The organism is Pseudomonas sp. OTU750018, assembly GCF_011636575.1.
Lineage (GTDB): Bacteria > Pseudomonadota > Gammaproteobacteria > Pseudomonadales > Pseudomonadaceae > Aquipseudomonas > Aquipseudomonas peli.
This window is the reverse complement of sequence record NZ_JAAPAU010000002.1, coordinates 1,261,929-1,284,536: the sequence shown is the minus strand read 5'-3', so window position 1 is coordinate 1,284,536 and position 22,608 is coordinate 1,261,929. Positions and strand designations below refer to the sequence as shown.

At 63.1% G+C, this 22,608-nt stretch carries 18 protein-coding genes; 7 read left to right on the top strand and 11 right to left on the bottom strand.

Going from position 1 to position 22,608, the window contains the following annotated elements:
• Positions 1-69: 69 nt before the first annotated feature.
• The 3 genes from pgm (at position 70) to HCI85_RS14950 (ending at position 2,480) form a co-directional block, all read left to right on the top strand.
• Positions 70-1,722: a phosphoglucomutase (alpha-D-glucose-1,6-bisphosphate-dependent) gene (gene pgm, locus HCI85_RS14960; RefSeq protein WP_167145560.1), complete on the top strand. Its 1,653-nt coding sequence runs from the start codon at positions 70-72 to the stop codon at positions 1,720-1,722.
• A 125-nt stretch (positions 1,723-1,847) separates the two neighbouring features.
• Positions 1,848-2,006: a DUF3309 family protein gene (locus tag HCI85_RS14955; protein WP_090251631.1), complete on the top strand. Its 159-nt coding sequence runs from the start codon at positions 1,848-1,850 to the stop codon at positions 2,004-2,006.
• A gap of 108 nt (positions 2,007-2,114) precedes the next feature.
• On the top strand, positions 2,115-2,480 hold the full coding sequence (locus HCI85_RS14950) for a winged helix-turn-helix domain-containing protein (protein WP_167145558.1): 366 nt from the start codon (positions 2,115-2,117) through the stop codon (positions 2,478-2,480).
• Here HCI85_RS14950 and HCI85_RS14945 read toward each other — a convergent pair.
• The 3 genes from HCI85_RS14945 to dksA all read right to left on the bottom strand — a co-directional run bounded on the left by HCI85_RS14945 (position 2,475) and on the right by dksA (position 12,675).
• On the bottom strand, positions 2,475-10,979 hold the full coding sequence (locus HCI85_RS14945; RefSeq protein ID WP_167145556.1) for a GH36-type glycosyl hydrolase domain-containing protein: 8,505 nt from the start codon (positions 10,977-10,979) through the stop codon (positions 2,475-2,477). The genes HCI85_RS14950 and HCI85_RS14945 overlap by 6 nt on opposite strands.
• A 304-nt stretch (positions 10,980-11,283) precedes the next feature.
• Positions 11,284-12,171: a tRNA glutamyl-Q(34) synthetase GluQRS gene (gluQRS, locus tag HCI85_RS14940; protein WP_167145554.1), complete on the bottom strand. Its 888-nt coding sequence runs from the start codon at positions 12,169-12,171 to the stop codon at positions 11,284-11,286.
• A 60-nt stretch (positions 12,172-12,231) separates the two neighbouring features.
• On the bottom strand, positions 12,232-12,675 hold the full coding sequence (gene dksA / locus HCI85_RS14935) for an RNA polymerase-binding protein DksA (RefSeq protein WP_090251641.1): 444 nt from the start codon (positions 12,673-12,675) through the stop codon (positions 12,232-12,234).
• 196 nt (positions 12,676-12,871) lie between these two features.
• On the opposite strand from dksA, the gene HCI85_RS14930 reads away from it, so the two are divergent.
• Complete coding sequence (locus tag HCI85_RS14930) at positions 12,872-14,053, top strand: pyridoxal phosphate-dependent aminotransferase (protein WP_167145552.1); 1,182 nt, start codon at positions 12,872-12,874, stop codon at positions 14,051-14,053.
• The gene (gene sfsA, locus HCI85_RS14925; protein WP_167145550.1) at positions 14,043-14,750 is read left to right on the top strand and encodes a DNA/RNA nuclease SfsA; all 708 of its coding nucleotides are present in this window, start codon (positions 14,043-14,045) and stop codon (positions 14,748-14,750) included. Before HCI85_RS14930 ends, sfsA begins: the two co-directional genes overlap by 11 nt.
• 22 nt (positions 14,751-14,772) lie before the next feature.
• Here sfsA and HCI85_RS14920 read toward each other — a convergent pair whose 3' ends face one another.
• Both HCI85_RS14920 and bsrA read right to left on the bottom strand, forming a co-directional pair.
• Positions 14,773-15,951, bottom strand: a complete 1,179-nt coding sequence (locus HCI85_RS14920; RefSeq protein WP_167145548.1) for a glycosyltransferase family 4 protein — start codon at positions 15,949-15,951, stop codon at positions 14,773-14,775.
• 58 nt (positions 15,952-16,009) lie between these two features.
• Positions 16,010-16,912: a LysR family transcriptional regulator BsrA gene (bsrA, locus tag HCI85_RS14915; RefSeq protein ID WP_167145546.1), complete on the bottom strand. Its 903-nt coding sequence runs from the start codon at positions 16,910-16,912 to the stop codon at positions 16,010-16,012.
• An 82-nt stretch (positions 16,913-16,994) separates the two neighbouring features.
• Between bsrA and HCI85_RS14910 the strand changes: the two genes are divergently transcribed.
• Positions 16,995-18,116 carry an SRPBCC family protein gene (locus tag HCI85_RS14910; protein ID WP_167145544.1) on the top strand — a complete coding sequence of 374 codons (1,122 nt, stop codon included), beginning with the start codon at positions 16,995-16,997 and terminating at the stop codon, positions 18,114-18,116.
• Between the two features lie 4 nt (positions 18,117-18,120).
• On the opposite strand, the gene cysZ is transcribed toward HCI85_RS14910, so the two are convergent.
• Positions 18,121-18,873 (bottom strand): sulfate transporter CysZ, encoded by a 753-nt coding sequence (cysZ, locus tag HCI85_RS14905; protein WP_167145542.1) that lies wholly within the window; start codon positions 18,871-18,873, stop codon positions 18,121-18,123.
• A gap of 268 nt (positions 18,874-19,141) precedes the next feature.
• Here cysZ and trxB point away from each other — a divergent pair, with 268 nt between their 5' ends.
• Positions 19,142-20,089 (top strand): thioredoxin-disulfide reductase, encoded by a 948-nt coding sequence (gene trxB / locus HCI85_RS14900; RefSeq protein WP_167145539.1) that lies wholly within the window; start codon positions 19,142-19,144, stop codon positions 20,087-20,089.
• Between the two features lie 57 nt (positions 20,090-20,146).
• On the opposite strand, the gene HCI85_RS14895 is transcribed toward trxB, so the two are convergent.
• From HCI85_RS14895 to folE, 5 genes are all read right to left on the bottom strand, one after another.
• Entirely contained in the window at positions 20,147-20,734 is a 588-nt protein-coding gene (locus HCI85_RS14895; protein WP_160088191.1) for a putative glycolipid-binding domain-containing protein, read from the bottom strand.
• 184 nt (positions 20,735-20,918) lie between these two features.
• Positions 20,919-21,263: a HopJ type III effector protein gene (locus HCI85_RS14890; protein WP_167145537.1), complete on the bottom strand. Its 345-nt coding sequence runs from the start codon at positions 21,261-21,263 to the stop codon at positions 20,919-20,921.
• Positions 21,263-21,553, bottom strand: coding sequence for a DUF1244 domain-containing protein (locus HCI85_RS14885; RefSeq protein ID WP_090251667.1), 291 nt, complete (start codon positions 21,551-21,553; stop codon positions 21,263-21,265). Before HCI85_RS14885 ends, HCI85_RS14890 begins: the two co-directional genes overlap by 1 nt.
• 123 nt (positions 21,554-21,676) lie before the next feature.
• Positions 21,677-22,048 carry a dihydroneopterin triphosphate 2'-epimerase gene (folX, locus tag HCI85_RS14880; protein WP_090375336.1) on the bottom strand — a complete coding sequence of 124 codons (372 nt, stop codon included), beginning with the start codon at positions 22,046-22,048 and terminating at the stop codon, positions 21,677-21,679.
• Positions 22,048-22,608, bottom strand: a complete 561-nt coding sequence (gene folE, locus HCI85_RS14875; RefSeq protein ID WP_090251672.1) for a GTP cyclohydrolase I FolE — start codon at positions 22,606-22,608, stop codon at positions 22,048-22,050. Before folE ends, folX begins: the two co-directional genes overlap by 1 nt.

Here is a 22,608-nt window from a genome sequence, read left to right as displayed (position 1 = left end):
CTCGGGATTACCCGGTCGGGCTGCTAGACTGGCGCACTTTTCACCGTCCGATCATTTTTGGAGCCTGTTGTGAGCCCGCGTATTCACCCTTTGGCCGGTCAGCCGGCACCAGCTTCCCTGTTGACCGATATCTCTGCGCTGCTGGCGGCCTATTACGATCTGCAGCCGGACCTGAGCGTGGCCAGCCAGCGCGTGGCATTCGGCACCTCCGGGCATCGCGGCAGCTCCCTGGCGCACAGCTTCAACCAGGCGCATGTGCTGGCGATCAGCCAGGCGATCTGTGATTACCGGGCGGCCGAGGGCATCAGCGGTCCGCTGTTTATTGGCGCCGATACCCATGCGCTGTCGCAGCCGGCGCTGGACAGCGCGATTGAAGTGCTGGCAGCCAATGACGTGCAGACCATGATCTCTGCCGGCGGCGAGTTCACCCCGACGCCGGCGATCAGCCAGGCCATCCTGGTGCACAACCAGGGCCGCAGCTCGGGCCTGGCCGATGGCATCGTCATCACCCCCTCGCACAACCCGCCGGACAGCGGCGGTTTCAAATACAACCCCACCAACGGCGGCCCGGCTGACAGCGATATCACCACCTGGGTGCAGAACCGCGCCAATGCGCTGCTTGAAGGCGGCCTGCGCGAGGTCAAGCGCATGCCTTTGGCGCAGGCGCGGCAGGCGGCCAATGTGCAGGAATACGATTACCTCGCCAGCTATGTGAATGACCTGGGCAACGTCATCGACTTCGCCCCGATCCGCGCGGCGGGCCTGCGCCTGGGTGTCGACCCGTTGGGCGGCGCCGGCGTGCATTACTGGGGCCGCATCGCCGAGCAGTACGGCCTCAATTTGGACGTGGTGAGCGAGATTATTGATCCGCAGTTCGCCTTTATGAGCCTGGACTGGGACGGGCAGATCCGCATGGATCCGTCCTCCAGCCATGCCATGCAGCGTCTGATCGGCCTGAAGAACGGCTACGACATCGCCTTTGCTTGCGACACCGACTACGACCGCCACGGCATCGTTGCGCCGAGCGTCGGCCTGTTGCCGGCCAACCACTTCCTCAGTGTGGCCATCGATTACCTGTTCCAGCACCGGCCGCAATGGAGCGCCACAGCAGCGGTGGGCAAAACTCTGGTGAGTAGCGCGATGATTGACCGCGTCGCTGCGCGCTTGGGCCGGCCGATGCAGGAAGTTCCGGTGGGCTTCAAATGGTTTGCCGGCGGTCTGTTCGACGGCTCCCTGGGCTTTGGCGGTGAGGAGAGCGCCGGGGCGACCTTCCTGCGCCGTGATGGCCGGGTCTGGACCACCGACAAGGACGGCATCGCCCTAGCGCTGCTGGCTGCTGAGATGACCGCAGTAACCGGGCGTGACCCTGGCGAGCTGTACCAGGGGCTGAGCGATGAGTTCGGCGCGATTTATGCCGACCGGGTTGATGCGCCGGCCACCCCTGCGCAGAAAAAAGCCTTGGGCAAACTCTCGCCCGCACAGATCAGCAGCCGCGAGCTAGCCGGTGATGCCATTACCCAGGTGCTCGACAAGGCGCCGGGCAATGGCGCGGCGATTGGCGGCATCAAGGTGATCAGCGAGGGCGGCTGGTTCGCCGCGCGGCCGTCGGGCACCGAAGACATCTACAAGATCTACGCCGAGAGCTTCCGCGATGCCGCGCACCTGCAGCGCATCTTCAGCGAGGCGCAGCAGATCGTGGATGGGGCACTGGTCGCCGAATAGCAGGGCCGCCGTCGGTGCGATAGCGCACCGACACCTGCCGCTGTGGCGTACAGGATGAAGCAGCGCTTGGGTGCCGTGCCGGCACCTGTTGTTCCGGCGTGCTGCAACTCATCAAGGAGAACGCCATGAGCCTGGGTACCATTCTATTGATCGTGCTGGTGCTGTTATTGATCGGTGCTATACCGGCCTGGCCACACAGCAGAAGCTGGGGTTACGGGCCTACGGGCGGTTTGGGCGTCGTGGTGGTGGTGCTGTTGGTGCTGCTGTTAATGGGCCGAATTTAACCGCTACCTGACATGTCCCACGGCCGCTGCGCAGCAAGTGGTTTGCCGCTTTCGCCTGAGTGATTCAGGCGTTAGTCTGCGCAGCGTATCCCCCGCTGTGGTCGTCGCATGTACCGTCTTGATCTGAAAATCCGCCTGCATAACGGTTCTGATATTGCCATCGGCCCCGGCAAGGCCGAGCTGTTGGCGGCCATCGCCCAGCACGGCTCGATCAGCGCCGCCGCGCGCGCCATGGGTATGTCCTATCGGCGCGCCTGGTTGTTGGTGGAAACCATGAACCGCAGTTTCAAGCAGCCGTTGGTCAGTACACTGGCCGGCGGCAAGCAGGGCGGTGGCACCCAGCTCACCGCCACCGGCGAGCTGATTCTGCAGCGCTACCGCGTCCTCTGCGTCGCTGCCCTGGCAGCGGTGCAGAGTGGTTGCGACGAGCTGGCCGAACTGCTGGCCGAGCCACCCGCTAACAGCGACCTATAACTCAATCCGCAAGCGATGCGCCGCGCCATCCAGGGCGACTTTTAATGGCCCTTGCGGGCAAGTGATGGGCTGGTCGTCCAGCCAAGCTTGGCGAATGCCCTGGCTGCGTTGCGCCGGGTTGCTCAGCTCAATCTGGTAGTGGCTGCCAGCCAGGGCGATACGTGCGCTAAAGCCCGGCCAGTCGGGAGGGATGCAGGGGTTGAGCAACAGCCAGTCACCCTCGCGGCGAATACCGAGAATTCCTTCGACGCCGGCGCGCTGCATCCAGCCGGCCGCGCCGGTGTACCAGGTCCAGCCGCCCCGGCCGTTGTGCGGCGCCACTGCGTAAACATCGGCGGCCAGTACATAAGGTTCGACCTTGTAGCGCTGGCAGGCCTCAGGGCTGTTGCCGTGGTTGATTGGGTTGACCAGGTCAAACAGGTCGAACGCCTGCTTGGCCGAGCCGAGCTGGCAGTACGCCAGAATCGCCCACATCGCCGCATGGCTGTATTGCCCGCCGTTTTCGCGTAGGCCCGGCGGGTAACCCTTGATATAGCCGGGCTCCAGTGGGGTTTTATCGAACGGCGGGGTGAACAGCAGGGCGATGCCGTCGTCCTCGCGGATCAGCTGGCGTTGCATGGCTGCCATGGCCATGTTCGCCCGCAGCGGATCGGCGCTGGCGGACAGCACCGCCCAAGACTGGGCAATCGAGTCGATCCGGCATTCGCTGCTTTGCACCGAGCCGAGCCAGGTGCCGTCATCGAAGGTCGCGCGACGGTACCACTGGCCATCCCAGGCATAGGTTTCCAGCGCCAGGCGCAGCTGCTCAGCATGCGCGCGCCAGCGTGCTACGCGGGCGCTGTCATACGCCTCGGCGTAGGGGGTGAACAGCGCAATGGTGCGCAGCAGTAACCAGCCGAGCCACACACTTTCGCCCTTGCCGTGCTCGCCGATGCGGTTCATGCCGTCGTTCCAGTCGCCGCCGCCAATCAGTGGCAGACCCAGTTCGCCGGTCAGTTGCAGGCACTGGTCGAGGCCGCGGGCGCAGTGCTCGAACAGCGAAGCCGGCGCATCGGCCTGCATCGGCTGGAAGAACGCGTCATGTTCGCCAGTGGTCAGCAGCGGGCCTTCGAGAAAGTCCAACTGCTCATCGAGAATTGCTGCATCGCCGCTGCACTGGATGTACTGCGCAGTGGCGTAGGCCAGCCACACCCGGTCATCGGAGATGCGCGTGCGCACGCCCTGGCCGGAATGTGGCAGCCACCAGTGCTGCACATCGCCTTCGACAAACTGACGGCTAGCGGCGCGCAGGATATGCCCACGGGTGATCGATGGGCTGGCGAAGGTCAGCGCCATGCCGTCCTGCAGCTGGTCGCGAAATCCGTAGGCACCGCTGGCCTGGTAGAACGCCGAACGCGCCCAAACGCGGCAAGCCAGGGTCTGATAGAGCAGCCAGCCGTTGAGCATGATGTCCATGGCGCGGCTTGGCGTCTGCACCTGCACCGCGCCGAGTACGCGCTGCCAGTGCGCTTGCACCTTGAGTAACACCGCGTCCAGATCGGCCTCGCGGTACTGCGCAATCAAGGCGCTGGCCTGCTGTTCGCTGGCGCATTGGCCTAGCAGCCAGAGCACTTCCACGCTTTCTCCGGGCTGCAGTTCCAGCTGGCATTGCAGCGCGGTGCATGGATCGAGCCCCGCACCCAGGCTGCCGCTCAGTGGGGCAACGCGGGCGAGGGCGGCGGGTTGCGTGAGGTTACCGTTACGCCCGATAAACTCGCTGCGATCCGCCGTCCAGCTGCTTTGCCGGCCGCCCAGGTCGCTGAATGCGCTGCGCCCGGTAAAGGCGATGCTCCACGGGTTGCGGACCAGAACGGCACCGGTGGCGCTGTCCTGCTGACTGACGATAAACGGCGCGCTGGCGGCCCGCGTGCTGCCCAGCACCCATTCGGCATAGGCGGTCACGCTGAGGCGGCGTGGGCGGCCGGAGAGGTTACGCAGGGTCAGGCGGGAGATTTTGATCGGGTCGTCCAGCGGCACGAACTGCAGCAGCTCCATGGCAATGCCGCTGGCCTGATGGCTGAAGCGGCTGTAACCAAAGCCATGCCGCGCTTCATAGTGGCCGCTGTCGCGCAGCGGTTGGGCGGTGGGGCTGAACAGCGCCAGGCTGTCTTCGTCACGGATATACAGGGCTTCGCCTGGCGGGTCGCTGACGGGGTCGTTGGACCAAGGCGTGAGCTGGTTTTCCCGGCTGTTGTCGGCCCAGGTGTAGCCGCTGCCTTCGGCCGAGACCTGAAAGCCGAACTGCGGATTGGCGATCACGTTGATCCACGGTGCCGGGGTGTTGCTCCAGGCGTCCAGGCGCACCACGTACTCGCGGCCATCCAGATCGAAACCGCCCAGGCCATTGGCACATTCCAGCGGGCTTGGCGGCGCTGCGTGGAATACCGGCAGGGGTTGCGCGCTGTGGTTGCTGGCGCTTGCCGGGACGGGGCTGGGGCAGGCCGGGATACGGGCCAGTTGTTCGGCAATGGGGCCACGATGCGCCACCAGCAGCACCCTGGCGACGGCCTGCAGGCGTTCGCGGTATTCACCGCTGAGCAGGTCGGCACGCAGCACGAATACCGCGCCCTGCGCCAGTTCGGCGGTAAAGCGTGGGCGTGACTGGCTGCTGCGCACGGCGGTTTCAATGGCCACCTGCAGGTCCTGCAGGTAGGAGGAGGCATGCTCGTTGACGATCACCAGGTCCACGGCCAGGCGCTTCATCCGCCAGTATTCGTGGGCGCGCAGCAGTTGCCGCACCTGGGCAATGTCTTCGGCGTCACTGATGCGCAGCAGAACGATCGGCAGGTCGCCGGAAATCCCTTGGGACCACAGCCCGGACTGGCTGCCGAGGCCGCGCAGCAGGCTGGCCGGCGGTGCGCGAAAACGCGAGTCGGCATATAGGATCGGTGCCGCCAGGCGCTGAAAGTCGGCGGCTTCGGCGGCGAGCATGTCGAGGTGGCGCAATTGCACCTGGGCCTGGGTCCAGGCCAGGGTTTTCGCCCGCTCGAAGGCGCTGCGGTCATGGTGTTTGTCGATCAGATCAAGCAGCGCTTCACGGGAGGAGGCGACCACCGTCCAGAACGCCACGCGGGCGATCTTGCCCGGCTCGACCAGCAGACGCTGGCGCAGCGAGAAGATTGGATCCAGCACCGTGCCGACGGTATTCGATAGGCGCTGGCCCTGGCGGATTACCGCGGCGGCATGCAGCGCACAACTGCGTCCGAGAAACTTCGCGCGGTCGGACTCGTACTGCGGCTCGGCACTCACTTCACCTTCAATCACGGCAAAGTGCGCAGCCCACAGCGACGGCTCGCTGGCACTGCGCGGCCGGCGTGTGGCGATCAACGCACCGAAGGCTGGCAGGTACTCGGTGACCACAAACAACTTGGAGAACGCCGGGTGGGCGTTGTCGCTGGCGGCGCTGGCCAGTACCAGTTCGGCGTAGGAGGTCAGTTCTATCTCCCGCGTTACGCGGCCGCTGTTGGTCAGCGAGACGCGGCGCACTTCACCGTCGTCCTCGCCGGACACCAGCACTTCCAGGCTGGTGGTGAGATTGCCGTCGTGGCGGCTGTAGCTGGCGTAGTCCTCGGCGAACACCACTTCGTCATAGGGGTTGCTGCTGCTCGGCTGCGCGCCCAGGGACCAGCGGGTGCCATTGCGGGTATCCCAGAGAAAGATAAAGGAGCCGTGCGAGTCGCGGGTGCTGTCTTCTTGCCAGCGGGTGATGGCGATGTCGCGCCAGCGGCTGTAACCCGCGCCGCTGGCGGTGAGCATCACGCTGTACCGGCCGTTACTGAGCAGGTGAGTAACCGGCGGATTGCCGTTGAAGTGGTTCAGTCGGCGTTCGTTGTGCAGCGTGCAGTCGGCTTCTATGGCGCAGGCACTGACCTCTTCAGCGCGCGGATGGGCGACCGCGACATTGCGTGGCATGCGTTCCTGCAACAGCAGCTCGCAGGCCTGGATCATGGGTTCGCGGTGGAAGCGCGCCCGCATCTGGCCGTCATGCAGGGTGTTGGCAATGGCGACGATGCTCATGCCCTGATGGTGGGCCATAAAGTTACGCACGATGGCGAAGGGCTGCTCATCCGGCAGGCGGGTGCGGGTGAAGTCCAGCGCTTCATAGAAGCCATAACGGCCCAGGGCGCCCATTTCATTCAGGCGGCGGTAGTTAGCCAGGGCGCCTTGCGGGTCGACCATGGTGGCCAGGCCGGTGGCGTAGGGGGCAATCACCCGGTTGGCGGACAAGCCGCGCTTGAGGCCCAGGCCCGGTACGCCGAAGTTGGAATACTGGTAGGTCTGCTCCATGTCGCGGGCGTTGTAGGCCGATTCGGAAATCCCCCAGGGGATGCCCAAATCATTGCCATAGGCGGCCTGGCGCGCGACTACCAGGCGGTTGGTCTGCTCCAGCAGGCTGCCGGCTGGCGCGCGCATCACCAGTGAGGGCATCAGGTATTCGAACATCGAGCCGGACCAGGAGATCAGTGCCGAACCGCTGCCCAGTGGCGTGGCGGTGCGACCCAGGCGGAACCAGTGACGGGTGCTGACATCGCCCTTGGCGATGGCGAACAGGCTGGCCAGGCGCGCCTCCGAGGCGAGCAGGTCATAGCAGCTGCTGTCCAGGCTGTTGTCAGCCAGGCAGAAGCCAATCGACAGCAGCTTGCGTTCCGGTTCCAGCAGGAAGGCGAAATCCATGCCCAGGGCCATGTTGCGTGCCTGCTCGGCGACGCTGCGCAGCGCGTCGTGCAGGGTTGTGCGTTGGCTATCTGTCAGCTCGGCATCCTGCTGCAGATCGCCCAGGGCCTGGGTGAGGGCCTGCAGCCAGAACAGCAGTTCGCCGGCCTGATTATCCGTGTCGAGTGGGGCGAAGCCGCTGGCCAGCTGCGTGGCTTTGTCACTGAGGCGAAGCAGGGCTGGCAGCAGGCTAAACAGCGGCTGCGCGCCATTCAGGCCGGCTTCGATCTGTTGCAGTAATTCGTGCAGTTGTTGGCTGCGTTCGCTACTGGCAGTCGGCAGGGCCGCCAGCGCGGTGCGGGCCAGTTGCAGGTTGTCGTCGATACCCTGGCGGGCGTCCGCACTTACGGGGGCTTTCAGCCACTCTTCGCAGGCATTGGCCACCACCAGCAGGTGGCCGGCCAGGTTGCCGCTGTCCACTGATGACACATAGGCCGGCGCCAACGGGCGCAAATCCTCGGTGTCGTACCAGTTGAAGAAGTGCCCGCGATGGCGCTGCAACTGCGCCATGACTGCCAGCGTGGCCTGCAGGCGGGTGACGGTGCGCTCGGTGCCGGCCCAGCCGAAATCACGGGCGGCGATGGCGGAGAGCAGGTACAGGCCCATATTGGTGGGTGAGGTGCGGTGGGCAATAACCGGCTTGGGATCTTCCTGAAAGTTATCCGGTGGCAGCTGGTTGTCGGCTGGGGTGACGAAGGTTTCGAAGAAGCGCCAGGTACGCCGGGCAATCAGGCGTAGCTCGTTGCGTTGCGTTGGGTCGATCAGCAGGCGTTTGGCCATGCGTGGCGAACGACTGACCAGCATGGCAATTGCCGGCGCGCTGAGCCAGAGCAATGCGAAGGGCAGTACCAGCGGCCAGATGGTCGATGACCAGAACAGGGCCAGAGCGCACAGCAGCAGGCCGAACGTGGTGCCGCCGGCCATGCCGCAGTAGAAACCCAGCAGTTTCAAGCGCGGGCTGATCGCCGCCTGCGCGGCGGTGGTCCATTCCAGCAGGTTACGCCGGGTGATCAGGAGGCGGGTCAGGGTACGGCTGATCGCATCGAGCATGCGCCAGCTCTGGTCGGCGAGGAATGTCAGGTTCAGCGCGCTTTGCAGCATGGCCAACAGCAGGTCATCACGCAGCTTGCTGAGGTGGCTGCGCCAGCGGATACCGGCACGTGCCGGCAGCAGGCCGAAGCACAGGGGCAGCAAGGCGGGGATCAGCAGGCTGGCAATCAGTAACAGGCTGGCGCTCAGCGCTGCCGGCAACGGCAGCAACCAGCTCAGGCCCAGCGCCGCCAGGGTGACCGGGGCCAGCAGGGAGCGGCGCAGGTTGTCGAGCATCTTCCAGCGGCCGATGCTCGGCAGCGCCGGTTTGCCGTGTAGCGGCCCGAAAATCCATGGCAGCAGCTGCCAGTCGCCCCGCGTCCAGCGGTGCTGACGCTTGCTGGCGACGTCGTAGCGTGAGGGGAATTCCTCGACCACTTCCACATCCGAAGCCAGGCCTGCGCGGGCGAAGACGCCTTCAAACAGGTCATGGCTGAGCAGGCTGTTTTCCCTGACTCGGCCGGCCAGCGCGGCCTCGAAGGCGTCGATGTCGTAGATGCCCTTGCCGGTAAAGGAGCCTTCGCCGAACAGGTCCTGATATACATCGGACACGGCTGCAGCGTAGGGGTCCATGCCGCCGGGACTGGAAAACACCTTCTGGTACAGCGAGCCTTCGCGCTGCAACGGCAGTGATGGGGTCACCCTGGGTTGCAGAATCGCGTAGCCGCCGACCACCCGTTGTAGCTCGGTGTTGAAACGCGGTTGGTTCAGCGGGTGGGCCATCTTGCCGATCAGACGCAGCGCTGCATCGCGCGGCAGGCGGGTGTCGGCGTCCAGGGTGATGACGTAGCGCACCGCGTCCGGCACGCGCTGGCTTAGCCCAGGCACCGGAGTAAAGCTGGTGTCAGTGGCGCCACGCAGCAGACGATTGAGTTCATGCAACTTGCCGCGCTTGCGTTCCCAGCCCATCCAGACGTTTTCACTGGGATTGAACTGCCGCCGGCGGTGCAACAGGAGAAAGCGACTGCCGGCGATACCAGGCCCGTAACGCTGGTTGAGCTGGTCGATGGCGGTGCTGGCCAGTTGCAGCAGGGCGTCGTCGCTGGCCAGGTGCTCCTGGTCGGCATCCAGGCCATCGGTGAGCAGGGCGAAGGTCAGGTCGCCGCCATGCCCGGCCAGGTGATGCACTTCCAGACGCTCGATCTGCTCCAGCAGATCAGCCTCGCTGCCGAGCAGGGTCGGTACGGCAATCAGCGTGCGCAGGCTGCTGGGCACCCCTTCGCTCAGTTCCAGGCCCGGCAGGCCCATGGCGCCAAAGCTGGAACTGACCGCGCGATTGACCAGCGCGGTGGCCACTTCAGTGGCCGGCAGAAAGCCCAGCACACCCAGCGCCAGCAGCCAGCCGCCCGTGACGCCCTGGCTAGCCAGGCTGTACAGCGCCAGACCCAGCAACAAGCTGGCCAGGCCAACGATGGCGCCGACGTAGCCGGTCATACCGAGGTGAATATGGCCACGGCTGATGCGCAGGCGCAGCGGCGGACGAAAATCGATGCACTGCTCCAGCGCCAGGCGGCCTTCGGCGATCAGGTGGTAGCCGGGGTCGCTTGTGCGCGGATCTGCGTTCTGGGTTGCACTGGCCTGCTGTGTAGCCAGCAGCGCTTGTTCGGCAACTTCCAGTTCGCTGCAGCGACTGCCACGGGCCAGTTGCTCGATGGCGCTGCGGTACTGGTTGCGGGTGGCAAAATCCATCGCGGCAAAATCGCTGCGTGCGCCCAGGCGGGCATCCACCAGGCTGACGTTCTCGAACAGCTGCGCCCAGTCGATGGAGGAAATCAGGCGCATGCTGTTGATGATGTTGCGTACCGTAAGGTTGGACGCGCCCTGGCGCTGCTGCGCATGCTGCACCACTTCATCGATGCTGCTGCCCTGCGCGCCGAGGCGCTCTTCCAGCCAGCCCAGTGCCGGGGTGGTGAGCGGGTCATGGTCACGCAGGCGCTTGGCCAGTTGTGCGGCAAACGGCTCGCTCAACGCGGTGCGGGCGCGCTCGTGCAGTTCCCTGTCGAGCGCCGCGTGCGGGGCGTCTTTACCCAGCAGGCGGCTGGCCAGGGCGTCGGCATCGGCCCGCGCACTGCGCCCGGCGGTCATCTGGTCGGCCAGGCGGCGCAGGTTTTCGATCAGCACGATGCGCAGGGTGATGGCCACTGCCCACAGCTCGCCGATGGTCAGCGGTTGTACCTGCTGATAGGCGACGATAAAGCGCTGCAGGATGTCGGGGTCGAAGTGGCTGTCGGTGTGGGCGATAAACGCCCAGGCCATGCCCAGTACCCTTGGGTAACCGGCAAAGGGACCGCTGGCGAGTTTCGGCAGCTGGCGGTAATAGCCCGGCGGCAGGTCATCGCGGATCTCGCGAATCTGCTCTTCAACCAGGTGATAGTTGTCCAGCAGCCACTCGGCTGCCGGTACCACGCCACGGCCGTTGGCCAGTTCCGCAGCACTGGCGCGGTAGGCCGCAAGCAATACCTTGGCGTTATCGTTCAGCCGGCGATGCAAGGAGAGCACGGCGGGCGGCTTGCTGCTGATCGGTTGGGCAGCGGCCAGGCTGTAGGCGTGTTGTTCGAGGCGTTCGATGCCGAACAGTTCTTCGCGTACCGGGGCGTGATCAAGCCATGGCGAGGGTGCAGCGGCATGGCTGAATAGAGCAGAAAAGACGGAGGTCATAGGGCGCGGTTCCAGCCATCATTGGCATGCGCGATGGGCGTCGAGGTGCGAGGCCCATCTGAGAAACCGCGACAGCGGACCTACGAAGTCACGATTGCCGTGCCCCTGTTGCTTCGCCGTGCTGATATTGCATATTGGCCGCAGACGCTGGTGTGTCCGGTCAACACCCAAGACCCGGGTACCGCGATGGCGAAGTAAACCTGCACCATCGGGAAGAATGCTGTCGCAGCATTGTCGTCACCCTACAGCACGCTGCTGGCTGGCGTCTGTTCGCTAGCGGACATAGGCACAAATGTGTCGACGTTTAGCGAAGTTGGGCTTCAGCGAGGGTCAGGCTGCGCGGAATAAGCGATGCATCCCAGTGCTGGCTGGCCCAGCGCAGCAGTTCGGCAGGCTGGCCATGGGGGGCGCCGTCCGGTAACGGCTGGCCAAGCGCACGCAGGGCGCGAATCAGCAGCGGTGTGGCTTGATCGGCCGGTAGCGGTGGCGAGCGGTAGGATTTGCCGAGCTTGTGGCCATCGGGCTGGATAATCAGCGGCACATGCAGATAGCGCGGTTGCGAAAAGCCAAGCAGCTCCTGCAGGTACAGCTGGCGCGGGGTGGAGTCGAGCAGGTCTGCACCGCGCACTATATCTGTGATGCCCTGCCAGGCATCGTCGAGCACCACGGCCAGTTGGTAGGCATACAGGCCATCGCGGCGGCGAATCACAAAGTCACCGACCTCGCGGCCCAAGTGCTGGCGGTAGTCGCCTTGTACGCGGTCGACAAAGTGGTAGCTCAGCTCCGGCACGCGCAGGCGAATCGCCGCATCGGCAAAGCCGTGGCCGGCATTGCGGCAAGTGCCGGGGTAGATGCCCTGAGTGCCTTCCAGTTGCTTGCGTGAGCAGGTGCAGGCGTAGGCCAGGCCCTGGCTGAGCAAACGTTCGACCAGTGCAGCGTACTCGCCGTGACGATTACTCTGGCGCACCAGTTCGCCATCCCATTCGAAGCCATAGCTTTCCAGAGTGCTGAGAATGCCTTCTTGGGCGCCGGCGACTTCGCGTGGCGGGTCGAGGTCTTCCATGCGCAGCAGCCAGCGGCCATTTACCGCGCGCGCGTCGAGGTAGGACGCCAGGGCTGCGACCAGTGAGCCGAAGTGCAGATAACCGCTAGGTGTGGGGGCGAAGCGGCCGATATACGCGGGTGTGTTCATGTCTGGCACACACAGGGAGGCAGAAACAACAGAGGGTGCCGAAGCACCCTCTGGGTCAGATCAGGAACCGATCTGTTTTTCTTTGATTTCCGCCAGGGTTTTGCAATCAATGCAAAGGGTGGCGGTGGGGCGTGCTTCCAGTCGGCGGATGCCGATTTCTACGCCGCAGGAATCGCACCAGCCGTAGTCGTTGTCTTCGATGAGTTGCAGGGTTTCGTCGATCTTCTTGATCAGCTTGCGCTCGCGATCACGGGCACGCAGTTCCAGGCTGAATTCTTCTTCCTGGCTGGCGCGGTCCGCTGGATCGGGGAAGTTGGCTGCTTCGTCCTGCATGTGGTGCACAGTACGATCAACTTCCTGCATCAATTCCAGCTTCCACTTGTTGAGGATGCCGGTGAAGTGGGCGCGCATCGGCTCACCCATGTATTCCTCGCCCTTTGTTTCTTTATAAGGCTCAAAACCACGAGTCAGTTGGCTGCTTTTTGCTTTTGCTTTGGTGGGCATGGATGACCGCCTCTCACTCTCTCTAATCCACTGCGCAGGACGGTGTCCCTTGCCGATCCTACGTCGCGTAGAACTGGCCCTGCGGCTGCAAGCGGGCGAACTTACCAGAACAACTCAGCCTGCGCCACTCCCGGTTGTCGAAGCTGCGTTGGGTATGCTTTAGAATCCGCGGCTTAATCCAGACCAAGGCAGTCCCATGGCTCAGTCCTACAGTGCGCGCAGCCGCGCCATAGAACCTTTTCACGTGATGGCGCTGCTGGCCCGTGCCAATCAGCTGCAGGCTGACGGCCATGATGTGATCCACCTGGAAATCGGTGAGCCGGATTTCACCACCGCCGCGCCGATTGTTGCCGCCGGGCAGGCGGCACTGGCCGATGGGCACACCCGTTACACCGCCGCGCGCGGCCTGCCGGCCCTGCGCGAGGCGATTTCCAGTTTCTATGGCCAGCGTTACGGTCTGGATATCGATCCGCAGCGCATTCTAATCACCCCAGGCGGCTCTGGCGCCTTGCTGCTGGCCACCAGTCTGCTGGTTGACCCCGGCAAGCACTGGTTGTTGGCCGATCCCGGTTACCCCTGCAATCGGCATTTTTTGCGCCTGGTCGAAGGTGCGGCGCAGCTGGTTCCGGTTGGCCCTGATGTGCGTTATCAGCTAACGCCCGACCTAATTGAGCGTTATTGGGATCAAGATAGCGTCGGCGCCTTGGTGGCTTCGCCGGCCAACCCCACCGGCACCTTACTCAGTCGCGACGAGCTGGGCGGGCTGTCGCAGGCGTTGAAAGCGCGCGGCGGCCATCTGGTGGTGGATGAGATTTACCACTGCCTGACCTACGGTGTAGAAGCTGCCAGCGTGCTGGAAGTGGACGACGAAGCCTTTGTGCTGAACAGTTTTTCCAAGTATTTCGGCATGACTGGCTGGCGCCTCGGCTGGCTGGTGGCGCCACCAGCCGCCGTGCCGGAACTGGAGAAGCTGGCGCAGAACCTCTATATCAGCGCGCCGAGCATGGCTCAGCATGCTGCCTTGGCGTGTTTCCAGCCGCAGACTCTGGAGATCCTCGAGCAACGCCGCCACGCGTTTCAGCAACGCCGCGATTTCCTCCTGCCAGCATTGCGTGAATTGGGCTTCAAGATTGCTGTGGAGCCGGAGGGCGCCTTCTATTTATATGCCGACATCAGTGCCTTCGGCGGTGATGCCTTTGCCTTCTGCCAGCACTTTCTGGAAACCGAGCATGTGGCCTTTACCCCTGGCCTGGATTTCGGCTGCTACCAGGCCGCGCAGCATGTGCGCTTTGCCTACACCCAGGATTTGCCGCGTCTGCAGCAGGCGGTGGATCGCATCAAGCGTGGTTTGAATAGCTGGAAGCCCCATGCAGTTTGAGCCGCCACTGGAAGAAGGGCGCCTGCTGCGTCGCTACAAGCGCTTTCTCGCTGATATCGAGACCGCCAGCGGTGAGCTGCTGACCATCCACTGCGCCAATACTGGCTCGATGCTCAATTGCATGAGCGAGGGCGCGCGCATCTGGTTCAGTCGCAGCAACGACCCCAAACGCAAGCTGCCGGGCACCTGGGAGATCGGTGAAACGCCGCACGGTCGTCTGGCGGTGATCAACACCGGGCGCGCTAATGCCCTGGTGGAAGAGGCCCTGCGTGCCGGGCTGATTGCCGAGCTGAACGGCTTTACCAGCCTCAAGCGCGAAGTGCCTTACGGCCAGGAGCGCAGCCGTATCGACTTTCGTCTGGACTACCCGACAGGTGAGGCGTTCGTCGAAGTTAAGAGCGTCACCCTGGGGTTCGCCGACAGCCGCGTCGCTGCCTTTCCCGATGCGCGTACCGAGCGCGGCAGCAAACACCTGCGTGAATTGGCGGCACTGGCCCGTGAAGGGATTCGCGCGGTGCAGCTGTATTGCGTGAACTTGACGGATATTGATGCGGTGCGCCCGGCCGAGGAAATCGACCCGGCCTATGCCGCTGCTTTGCGTGAGGCGGTGAGCGCCGGTGTGGAAGTGCTGGCTTACGGCGCGACGATCAGCGCGCAGGGTGTGCAGCTGATCAAGCGTCTGGATGTGCGGTTGTAGGAACGGAGCTTTCCGTTCCTCTTTAATGCTGCGTTCTACCGGCCGGTAACGCTTGCACAGGTTGCATGGCGCTGCGCAGATGCTGCTCGAACAGCTCGACAATCGCCGGCCAGCCCTGACGCGAGGCATGTAGCCGCGCATTCAAGCGCACCCGGCGCAGGCCCTCGTGGTCGGTCAGCAGCCAGCTGGCGGCATCGATAAAGCCTTGTTCATCCTCAACCACCGCCAGCGCGCCGTTATGCCCGTGGCGGATATGTTGCGCGGCCGCTGCTTGATCAAACGCCACCACGCCAAGTCCGGAGGCCAGGGCTTCGAGCACCACATTGCCGAAGGTTTCTGAGAGGCTGGGAAACACAAACAGATCGCCCGAGGCGTAATGCGCAGCCAGCTCTTCACCGCGCTGCAGGCCGCAGAACACCGCTTCGGGCAGTTGCTGCTGCAGGCTGGCGCGCTGCGGGCCATCACCGACCAGAATCAGTTTCAGCCGCCGCTGCGGGTGCGCCTGTTGCAGCGCCTGAAAGCTCTTGCTGAGCAGGGCCAGGTTCTTTTCCGCCGCCAGGCGGCCGACATGCAAGATGGCGATGTCCTGTTCCGCCAGGCCCCAGCGCTCGCGCAAGGCCTCGCTGCGTTTGGCCGGGTGGAACAGCTGGCTGTCGACGCCTCGCGAGAGCAGTTCCAGGTTGTCGAAGCCGCGCCGCTGCAGCTCAATCTGCTGGCTAACGCTGGGCACCAGGGTCATCTGCGAGCGGTTGTGGAACCAGCGCAGGTAATTGGTCAGTACACGGGTCAGCAGGCCAAAGCCGTAATGCCCGGTGTACTGCTGGAAATTGGTGTGAAAACCGCTGACTACCGGGATCTGCAGGCGCCGCGCCGCGCGCAGGGCGGACAACCCCAGCGGCCCTTCGGTGGCGATATACAGCACATCCGGGCGCTGCCGCTGCCAGCTGCGCAGCAGCTTGTGCAGCGACGACTGACCCCACTGCAAACCGGGGTAACCGGGCAGCGGCCAGCCACGGGTCAGCAGCAGATCCGGGTCGGCCGCACCGCGCGTGTCGACGTTCTGCCGCGGACGCACCAGTTGCACGCTATGGCCACGGCCACGCAAGCCGTCGACCAGGCGCCCGAGGGTGTTGGCCACGCCATTGATTTCCGGCGGGAAGGTTTCGCTGATCAGCGCGATATGCAGGGAAGCTGTGCTCATGGCAGCAGTGTCCGCTGCCGCTATGTAATGACTGTGACGCTTTGGTTGCGTTTGTATTTCAGTCGAGCAGTTCGATCAGCTGTTGGCGCAGCCAGGCGTGCGCCGGGTCGAGGTGCTGTTGCTGATGCCAGATCAGGCTGACCTGCACCGGCGGCATACCGAAGGGCAGCGGCGCGATTTCCAGCGCATGCACCGGAGCGAAGGCTTCGGCCAGGCGCGCGGGCACGGTGCCGAGCAGATCGGTCTGGGCGACGATGGACGGGATCGGCAGGTAGTTGGGCAAATGCAGCGCCGCCTGCCGGCGCACCCTGGCCGAACCCAGGACGATCTCCAGTGGCGAGCCACGTCCGGCGCGCGGCGTTACCGTGATATGTCGCGCCTGTTGGTAATCCTCCAAGCTCAGCCCGCCGATAAAGGCCGGGTGGCCGGCGCGGCCGATGGCCACCAGCGGTTCTTCACGCAGCGGCGCGTAGTGCAGGTCAGGGGAATCGAAGTGCAGGTAGTCGATGGCCAGGTCCAGCGAACCGCTTTCCAGGCGTTGCACCAGGCTGTCGGCATCATCGGCTTGCACCAGCAGCTCGACCTGCGCAGCGTTGCGCGCCAGGTGTGCTTGCAGCATGGGCAGCAGTGCGGCTTGCGCGTAGTCATTCAGCGACAGGCTGAAGGCGTGTGGCGTTTGTGGATCAAACGGCTCGGCCGGGCCCAGGCCGGTCTGCAGCAGGCGCAAAGCCTGACGTACCGGCAGATACAACGCCTGGGCGCGGGCGGTGGGGGTTAGGCCCCGGGCCGTGCGCAGAAACAGCTCTTCGCCGAGTTGCTGGCGCAGGCGGGCGAGGGCGTTGCTCACGGTTGACTGGCTCAGGTGCAGGCGTTCGGCCGCGCGGGTCAGGTTGCCTTCCTGCATCAGTGCATCGAAGACCAGCAGCAGGTTGAGGTCGAGCTGACGCAAATTCGTTATCAAGAATAATGCTCTTTCTGAATATCCATTATCGGAATGATCTGGCCGCGCCTAGACTGCTGTCAATCTGCACAGGAGTTATGCCGTGGCCTACAACAATGACAATGCCCAGGCTTTCCGCACGCGTTATCGGGATGCCATCCACCCGCTGTACAACCCCTGGCTGCATGCCGCCTTTGTGCTGGCCTATGGCCTGACCTGCATCATTCTGCTGTGGCGCACGCTGGACGCGGTGGCGCTTTGGCAATGGCTACTGGTGCCCCTGAGCCTGGTGTTCTTCAGCTGGGGCGAGTACCAGGTGCACAAGCGCCTGGGGCACAACAAGACGCGCTTCGGTCAACTGTTCTACAAGCGCCACACGGGCGATCACCACAGCTTTTTTATCGAAGGCCAGATGCGCTACGAGACGCTGCGTGATTGGCGGGTGATCCTCTTTCCTGCCTGGCTGATTGTGCTCTACAGCCTGCCGCTGCTGGGTATCTGGTGGGGGCTGTCACACCTCGACGGCAACCTGGCGGCGCTGTTCGCCGGCAGCATGCTGCTGGGCTATATGAGCTATGAAGTGGTGCACGCCTGCGAGCATCTGCCGGCCGAGCATCCCGTCGCGCGGTTGCCGTGGATTCGCCAGATGCGCCGCCTGCATGCGTTGCACCATCGCCGTGAGCTGATGCATGCGCGCAACTTCGGCATCGTCCATCCGCTGATGGACTGGCTGTACGGCACCTTGCACTGGGAGCCGGAGCCGACGTATCAGCAGAATCGCCAGCAGCATCGCATTCGACTCACCCGCCCGGCGGACGAGGTGCTGAGTTATGCAGCCGCGCCGGCGCATTGGCCCGAATGGCATCCATCCTCGTTGCGCATCTACGGCCGCGAGGGCGCGTTGCTCGCCGGTGAGGTATTTGAGGAAGACATTCACGCCGGTGGCCGCGCCGGGCATCTGCGCTGGGATGTGCTCGACTACCAGCCAGGACGCCGCTGGCAAGCCAGCGCTCGTGGTGATCACGGGCTGGCGTTGCTGCTGACCTACGAGTGCACAGAAGTGGAAGGCGGTTGTGAGTTCGTGCGTACCCTGGAATACGGCTTCGACGGCCTGCTGATGCGTTTGGCTAATCGCCTGCTTCTAAGCCGGCGTATTGAGCACGAATCCCAGGCCTCGATGCAGGCGCTGCGCGCGGTACTTGAGCGCAGCCAACCTGCAGGGTGATGACTTAGGAAGTGGACGTAAGCGCCTGTTCCTGACGCTCACGCACCCAGAACACCGTGGCGCCGGCCACTGCTGCCGGCATCATCAGGATATTCAACCCTGGCACCAGCAGTGCGGCGTAGGTAATGCCGCCAAAACCCAGGCTCTGCCAGCGTTTCTCCCGCAGCCAGGCGAGCATGTCCTGCCAGCTCATCTTGTTGTTGTCTGCGGGGTAGTCGATGTACTGAATCGCCATCATCCACACGCCAAACAGCAACCACAGCGGTGCGGCAATCAGGTTGACCACTGGGATAAAGCTCAGGATCAGCAGACCAATGGCGCGGGGCAGAAAGTAGCCCAGCTTGCGCATCTCGCGGCTGAGGGTGCGTGGCACCATGGCAGTCAGTTCGGCCAGGCTGAAGGGCGGAAAATCATCCTGCCCGCGCACCACCACTTCGACCTTCTCCGCAAGAAAACCGTTAAACGGTGCGGCAATGATATTGGCCAGCAGGGTGAAGGTGAAAAACACCATCAGCAGTACCAGCACGACAAACAATGGCCACAGCACGTATTCAAGAAAGCTCAGCCAACTCGGCAGGCTGGGCATAAAGGTCTCGACCCAGCCACTGAACTGCTGCATGGAGATCACAATCAGCGCAGTAAACAGGATCAGGTTGATCGTCAGCGGCAGCAGCACAAACAGCCGCAGGCCGGGGCTAAGGACCAGTTTCAGGCCTTCGCTGAGGTATTGCGGGCCGGTCAGCACGGGGGCGTGCATGGGAGGAGTCTCCAGGAAGTTGAAGTCGCGCCGACCTTACCGGCTTTGTGTGGCAGGTGAAAGCCTCTGCAACGGACGCTAACGATTGCCGGTGTGCGCTTATAGCGCTTGCCTATGCACAGTATTGGCAAAGCATATTTCCGCAGTGCGTCGGGCAGGCATAGGCTGCGCAGCATCCCTTTGTGGGGCTATCGACCTTATTACCTTCCCCTAGGTCCTCGCGAAAGTCCCTTTTTATTGCTGCCGGCAATGCCGGGAGGAGCTGTTGATGTCTGCTGATCGTCATGCCCGCGTGATCATTCTGGGCTCCGGCCCTGCCGGCTACAGTGCGGCGGTTTATGCTGCGCGTGCGAATCTCAAGCCCTTGCTGATCACCGGCCTGCAGGCCGGCGGCCAGTTGACCACCACCACTGAGGTGGATAACTGGCCCGGTGATGTACATGGCTTAACGGGGCCTGTGCTGATGCAGCGCATGCAGGAGCATGCCGAGCGTTTCGAGACGGAAATCGTCTATGACCATATCAATGCCGTGGACCTGGCCGGTAAGCCGTTCACCCTGGTGGGTGATAGCGGCACCTACAGCTGTGATGCGTTGATCATCGCCACCGGAGCCAGCGCCCGTTACCTGGGCTTGCCCAGCGAAGAAAGCTTTATGGGCAAGGGTGTTTCCGCTTGCGCCACGTGTGATGGTTTCTTCTACCGCAACCGTGAGGTCGCGGTGGTCGGTGGCGGCAACACGGCAGTGGAAGAGGCGCTGTACCTGGCCAATATTGCCAGTAAGGTCACCCTGGTACACCGCCGGGAAACCTTCCGCGCCGAGAAGATTCTGCAGGACAAGCTGCAGGCGCGGGTCGCCGAAGGCAAGATCGTGCTCAAGCTGAATGCCGAGGTCGATGAAGTGCTCGGCGACAACATGGGCGTGACGGGTGTGCGGGTGAAGAACAACGATGGCAGCTTTGACGAGCTGAACGTTGATGGCCTGTTCGTCGCCATTGGCCATACGCCGAACACCTCGTTATTCGAAGGCCAGCTGGCGCTCAAGGACGGTTATCTGGTGGTCAACGGTGGCCGCGAAGGCAATGCCACTGCTACCAGCATTCCTGGCGTGTTTGCTGCCGGCGATGTGGCTGACCACGTTTACCGCCAGGCCATCACCTCGGCCGGTGCCGGTTGCATGGCGGCGCTGGATGTGGAACGTTATCTCGACGGTCAGTAAGTCTGAGAATGCAAAAAGCCTCGATGTAATCGAGGCTTTTTGTTGTCTGCGGTCTACCTAGACCCAGGTATTCAACTTCAAATCCCGCGAACTCATGCGCAGAAACTGATCGCTGGCTTTGACCAGCAGAGCGTGTTCGTCGACGGTCAGTTCGCTGCTCTTTTTACCCTGCGCTTCACTGCGGTAGAGGGTTCTTCCGCCTTCTTCGCGTAGGCGCTGGTAGCGCTGGCTGCGTGCTTCCACTTTTAAGGTCAGCAGGTCGACATAGGCCACCTGCATCAGCTCGCTCTGCCCGGTTTCCAGGGCGCAACGCTGCAGGGCAGGGGTGTGGGTGAAGGGCGACTCGGAGAGCATCACCTGCTGGCATTCGCTGAGGTCCGGGCGTGGCTCGCCGTTGTGGAACCAGTTGCCACGGATGTCACGTTTGAGGTTAAGGCTGCGTTGACCGTGGTTGTCGACCTTCAGCCACAGGCGGCGAAAGCGCCAGCGCGGGTCGCAGTTAATCACGTAGGTCGCGGCGATGCTGTGGCCTTGCAGGCTTTGCATCAGATGGCTGGTGGCGTTGATGCCGTGTTCATCGATGTTCAGGCGCAGGTTTTCCACGCCGGGGTTGTGCCATGGTTTCCATACCAAGGTCTGCTGCATTTACGCGACTCCACGCCAGGTAGGGGTAAGAAACCGGGAACGCACGGCCATAACGCAGCACGGAGCACCGTCCCTGGTGTTCTCGTTCAAGTAATGGCGCGCAGCATAGGAGGATTAAAGTCAGATGTCTGTCAGCCTTTGCCGACAGTTGCGCAAGTTTCTGCGCGCGCATTCGCGCGATTGATTACACGCTGTTGCGTTGCAGCGATGGCTGTTCGAATCGTACGCCCGCCAAGCCAGTTTCCATCAAGGCGCGAATATTGCCGTGGTCGCTGCCGCTCGGGGTGTTGAGTACGCTGCGGTAGTGCTCACCAAAGCACAGCAGGGCTTCTTCTACACTCAGGCCTTCAAGCAAGGCCAGGCCTAGGGTTTTGCACGAACCTTCATTTTGCCCGGCGGCGTTGTGCACTGCGCCATTGTCGAAGGCGCTGGGCTGATACTGGTAGTGCTCCGCGATAAACGCCAGGGTCTCGGCGAAGGTGAATTGCTCGCTGCGCAATTTGGCGCGAAAGTCGTTGAGGAGGCTCATTACTTTTTTCCCTTGCTGAAGGCGGCCTGCTGCTCGGCGCTGGCGTCCTTCTGATATTTAGCTTTCCACTCCGCATACGGCATGCCGTAAACCTCTTCGCGTGCCTCATCCGGTGTGACGGCAACGCCGATGTCATCGGCAGCGGCTTTAAACCATTTGGACAAGCAGTTACGGCAGAAGCCAGCCAGGTTCATCATGTCGATGTTCTGCACATCAGGGCGTGAGCGCAGGTGGTGCACCAGGCTGCGGAAGGCGGCGGCTTCAAGTTCGAGGCGTTCTTGCTCGGTCATGGCGATGCTCTCTGAAGGCAAGCGGGAGTACGTTGGCGGCGATGATAAAAGCATGCCCGCCCGGCGGCAACGACCCGGCACAGGACGCGCCGGGGATCATATGAGGCCGTTTCAGCGTTTTCTCTAGCGGTGTCCAGCGAGGGTGATGGACACCGACTCGGCAAAGCGTAGGGCGTGCAGTTTATCCACTTCAACCTCGGCGTAGCGTACGTCCGGGTTGGCCATCACCAGGTCGAGAATTTCCTGGGTCATGCGCTCCAGCAGAGCGAAACGGTTTTCCTCGACGTGGCGAATCACCGCCTTGGTGATGGTGCGGTAATTCAGCGCGTGGTCGATATCGTTATCACGCACCGCTTCCACGGCGGGATAGAGAATGGTCAGGTTGATCAACACATCCTGCTTGTTGTTGATCTCCTCTTCCTTGATGCCAATGTAGGTGCGCAGGCGCAGGTCTTTGACGCGGATGCGGGCCATCCCAGGTTCCAGTCGCGGCATTACTTGCTCCGTCCGATCAGTTGCAGGAATTCATGGCGAGTGTTGCAGGATTCGCGAAAGGCTCCAAGCATCACCGAGGAGGTCATTACTGAGTTCTGCTTCTCCACGCCGCGCATCATCATGCACATATGCTTGGCTTCGACGACCACGGCCACGCCGGCGGCATTGGTGACCTGCTGAATCGCGTCGGCGATCTGCTTGGTAAGATTTTCTTGGATCTGTAAGCGCCGCGCGAACATGTCGACGATGCGCGCGACCTTCGACAGGCCGAGCACCTTGCCGGTAGGAATGTAGGCGACGTGGGCCTTGCCGATAAACGGCAGCATGTGGTGCTCGCACAGCGAGTACAGCTCGATGTCGCGAACGATCACCATCTCATCGTTATCGGACTCGAACAGCGCGCCGTTGACCACTTCTTCCAGGCTTTTGTGGTAGCCATTGCACAGGTATTGCATCGCCTTGGCAGCACGTTTTGGCGTGTCCAACAGGCCTTCGCGTTCAGGGTTTTCACCGACGCCAAGAAGAATCTCACGGTAGTGATTGGGCAGTTCTGGGGTCAT